Here is a 4,297-nt window from a genome sequence, read left to right on the forward strand (position 1 = left end):
TGCATAAACAGATAACTGAGATCACCGGTGCTAATGTCTTCTTTGCCAGGCCTTATCACTCATGGGAGCGTGGTTTAAATGAACACAGTAACGGACTTATCCGCCGTTTTTACCCAAAAGGAACGGACTTCAACTCAGTCACGGACAACGAGATTGCAGAACTTGAGCACATACTTAATACTCGGGGACGAAAATCGTTGAGCTATTTTTCTCCAAATGAAGTATTTTTAGCTCATCTAATGGCTGCATAACGTTTTATGGGTTTGTTGCGTTTCGACTGGGAATGGGCCACCTGAAAAACAACGTTTTACAACATAACAGTCAAAAAATATCATAATCGACTTTATGTTATAAACCTAAAGCATATTTAAGTAGCTTTTTCTTAACTATATTTAATCGTTGTACTAATATTAATGCTAAATTTCGGCCCGATTTTACACCGGTTATCTGAGAACTAAACAGTGTATAAATAGCATCCATACCTGCCTGCATCAATTTGTTATCTGGCATCCTATCCTGTTGATAAGTAAGTAAAGTTTTTCGATCATAAAAAGGTAATAAATAGGTTTTAGCATTAATCAATACTTTCAACAAACTATCAACATCACGGTAACCAAGATTAACGCCCTGACCAGCAAGTGGATTAATAGTATGAGCCGCATCGCCAATCAACGCTAGCCCTTCTTCAACATAACGATTAGCATGATTGCGGGTCAGTGGAAAACTCCCTTTAGCAACAACTTGCAGTGAGCCAAAGCGAGCCGGGAAAGCTACCATAATTTCTTGCTTAAGCTGCTCTAGGGACATAGCATGCAGTTGTCTAATTCGGGCAGGCTTATCATACCAAACCAAACAGGCCCAATGATCAAATAACGGCAAAAATGCTCGCGGACCAGAAGGAAAAAATTGTTGCCAAGTAATATCCTGTTGCGGTTGCTCCATCTTAACTGTAATAAGCAGACATGATTGATTATATTGCCAACCGCTACTGCCAATGCCAGCTAAAGATCGCACCTGAGAACATGCTCCATCAGCCGCAATAATTAACTTTGCCGATAGTTGCTGATTATTACTTAAAGTCATTTCCCACTGTTGATTCTGACGCTGCATTGCTACCAATTTGGCCGGACATAACAAGCTAAGATTGGGATATTGAGAAAATTGCTGCCATAATGCCAATTGCAAAATACGGTTTTCAACCATATAACCCAGTTCAGGTAAACCAAGGCTGTCTGCTTCAAACATCACATGTGAGTTTTCCCCTTCCCACGTTTCTAACCTTCGATAAGGGGCTGCGCGCATATTTAAAACACTATCCCACACACCAAGTTGCTTAAGTAGATCCACCGAAGTATAACTTAGCGCTGAAACGCGTAAATCAGGCTGCTCTAACGGATCAAAAGGTGTAGGTTTAGTGTGTTCAAGTAATAGGATCTGCCAACCTTCTTTAGCTAATCCAATTGCCATGGCTGCACCTATCATACCGGCACCAACCACTACAATGTCATAATTTTCATCTATTCTATTCATATCAACTTAGCTATCAATAGTCATCAATCTAATAGTAGGCCTAGTTTTTCTTAAGTCATTTACTAATAATCTATCCAACATACTGGTCACCGATGCCCCAAACTAATACAATACATATCAAAATTTTCTAATTTAATACATAATGTTCCCAGTATGACAGATTTTGCTACTGAAAACTTCGGATATACAAAATGTTGACGAATAAAAAACTATACATTAAAACCTGGGGCTGCCAGATGAATGAATACGATTCATCAAAAATGGCTGACCTGCTCAACAGCACCCATGGATATCAATTAACAGAGACAGCCGAAGAAGCCGATATTCTACTGCTAAATACCTGCTCAATTCGTGAAAAAGCGCAAGAAAAAGTATTTCATCAATTAGGGCGTTGGAAAAATCTAAAAGATGTTAATCCGGATATTATTATTGGTGTTGGTGGTTGTGTCGCTTCACAGGAGGGGGATTTCATTCGCCAACGGGCTCCCAGTGTTGACATTATTTTTGGCCCACAGACCTTGCACCGTTTACCAGAGATGATCAATCAAGTCAAAGGTACACGTAGCCCAATCGTCGACATCAGTTTTCCAGAAATTGAAAAATTTGATCGATTACCGGAACCTCGAGCAGAAGGCCCTTCAGCTTATGTTTCAATTATGGAAGGCTGTAATAAATACTGCTCATTTTGTGTCGTTCCTTACACGCGTGGTGAGGAAGTCAGCCGACCATGTGATGACGTTTTATTTGAAATCGCACAATTAGCTGCGCAAGGTGTGCGTGAAATTCACTTATTGGGTCAAAATGTCAATGCCTATCGTGGAACAACTTTTGACGGTGCAATTTGTTCATTTGCCGAATTATTACGTCTAGTTGCCGCCATTGACGGCGTTGATCGCATCCGTTTTACCACCAGTCATCCAATTGAATTTACCGACGATATTATTGCTGTCTATGAAGATACCCCTGAACTTGTTAGCTTCTTGCATCTTCCAGTTCAAAGTGGATCAGATCGTATTTTGACGATGATGAAACGGTCTCATACAGCCCTTGAGTATAAAAGCATTATCCGAAAATTACGTAAAGCACGACCCGATATTCTTATTAGCTCAGATTTCATTATTGGTTTTCCGGGTGAAACAGAAGATGATTTTCAAAAAACCATGCAGCTTATTGCCGATGTTAATTTTGATATGAGTTTTAGTTTTATCTACTCACCACGCCCTGGTACCCCAGCTGCTGATTTACCTGACGATGTCTGCGAAGATGAAAAAAAACAACGCCTCTATCTACTTCAGCAACGTATTAATCAGCAAGCAATGAATTATAGCCGAACAATGTTGGGTAGCATTCAACGTATTCTGGTTGAAGGACCTTCACGTAAAAATATTATGGAACTTTCCGGCCGTGCCGAAAATAATCGGGTGGTAAACTTTGAAGGTAGCCAAAATATGATCGGAAAGTTTGTTGATGTCGAAATTGTCGATGTCTATGCCAATTCTTTACGCGGTAAAGTAGTTAAAACAGAAGATACTATGGCATTAAGGAGCCAAGAATCACCCGAATCGATTATTGCACGGACACGCAAAGAAGACGAGCTCGGTGTAGCAAATTACCAACCTTAATATTAAGTAGAGAGACTCAGTGATCGCAAAAGATAATCCACAAATTGCCACCAGCGAAATATTTTTAGAGCCAGCCGATAACCAACGGTTAATCAGCCTTTGTGGCCCGTTCGATGATAATATAAAGCAATTGGAACGTAGACTCGCTATCGAAATTAATCGTCGAAATAACCGTTTCAAATTGATTGGCAAACCACTTAATATCAACGCAGCTAGCAACATTTTACGCCGCTTATATGTTGATACAGCCCCTATACGTGGCATTATCCCTGACATTGTCCCTGAACAAATCCACTTATCTATTATGGAAAGTCAATTTCTTGAGCAATCCGTTGAAAATGTTGTCAGTTATGACAAATTTGTAAACATTAAAATCAAACGAGGCGTTGTCAAACCACGTACAGCGAATCAGGCTCAATATATTTACTAATATACATAGCCATGATATTACTTTCGGCATTGGCCCTGCCGGAACAGGTAAAACTTATCTCGCTGTTGCTGCTGCGGTTGATGCTTTAGAACGTCAAGAAATACGTCGTATTCTACTCACTCGCCCTGCTGTCGAAGCCGGCGAAAAACTCGGCTTTCTGCCAGGTGATCTTAGTCAAAAAGTTGATCCTTATTTACGGCCACTTTATGATGCCCTATTTGAAATGCTAGGTTTTGAAAAAGTAGAAAAATTGATTGAGCGCAATGTGATTGAAGTGGCGCCATTAGCCTATATGCGCGGTCGCACACTCAATGACGCTTTTATCATTCTTGATGAAAGCCAGAATACCACCATTGAACAGATGAAAATGTTTCTGACCCGCATCGGCTTTAACTCTAAAACCGTGATCACCGGCGATGTAACTCAAATTGATCTGCCTCGTGGCCATAAATCAGGTTTACGCCACGCAATTGAAGTACTCTCTGAAGTTAAAGAACTTAGCTTTAATTTTTTTCATAGTGATGATGTATACTCGTCGTCATTGAAGATGCTTGATTTTCCATGAGCAATGCCCATTTAATAGGTATTAACATTAATCTCTCACAAGAACAAAAACTAAAGCTCAGAAATCTTCACAGGGAAAGTCGTGACCGTCTTGTATGCGATCGGATACGGTGTGTTCTTTTGTGCGCCGATGGCTGGACACCAGAAATGA

The 4,297-nt window shown here is 40.3% G+C and carries 3 protein-coding genes and 1 pseudogene; 3 read left to right on the forward strand and 1 reads right to left on the reverse strand.

All coding sequences use genetic code 11. The features are described 5' to 3' along the window. The coding region (locus tag CBG25_RS01310) for an IS30 family transposase (RefSeq protein WP_290603962.1) at window positions 1–251 on the forward strand (251 nt) is incomplete at its 5' end. Window positions 252–348: 97 nt separating this feature from the next. On the opposite strand, the gene ubiF is transcribed toward CBG25_RS01310, so the two are convergent. After that, entirely contained in the window at window positions 349–1,530 is a 1,182-nt protein-coding gene (gene ubiF, locus CBG25_RS01315) for a 3-demethoxyubiquinol 3-hydroxylase (RefSeq protein WP_290603964.1), read from the reverse strand. 191 nt (window positions 1,531–1,721) lie between these two features. Between ubiF and miaB the strand changes: the two genes are divergently transcribed. Both miaB and CBG25_RS01325 read left to right on the forward strand, forming a co-directional pair. Next, window positions 1,722–3,152 carry a tRNA (N6-isopentenyl adenosine(37)-C2)-methylthiotransferase MiaB gene (gene miaB / locus CBG25_RS01320; protein ID WP_290603966.1) on the forward strand — a complete coding sequence of 477 codons (1,431 nt, stop codon included), beginning with the start codon at window positions 1,722–1,724 and terminating at the stop codon, window positions 3,150–3,152. A 19-nt stretch (window positions 3,153–3,171) separates the two neighbouring features. After that, window positions 3,172–4,111: pseudogene (locus tag CBG25_RS01325) on the forward strand (PhoH family protein); the annotation flags it as partial. Window positions 4,112–4,297 lie beyond the last annotated feature (186 nt).

Source organism: Arsenophonus sp. ENCA (genome assembly GCF_002287155.1).
Lineage (GTDB): Bacteria > Pseudomonadota > Gammaproteobacteria > Enterobacterales > Enterobacteriaceae > Arsenophonus > Arsenophonus nilaparvatae.

Bases quoted from the DNA above. Each gene is read 5' to 3' on its own strand.
- ubiF (WP_290603964.1), bottom strand. From the start codon at position 1,530: ATGAATAGAATAGATGAAAATTATGACATTGTAGTGGTTGGTGCCGGT.
- miaB (WP_290603966.1), top strand. From the start codon at position 1,722: ATGTTGACGAATAAAAAACTATACATTAAAACCTGGGGCTGCCAGATG.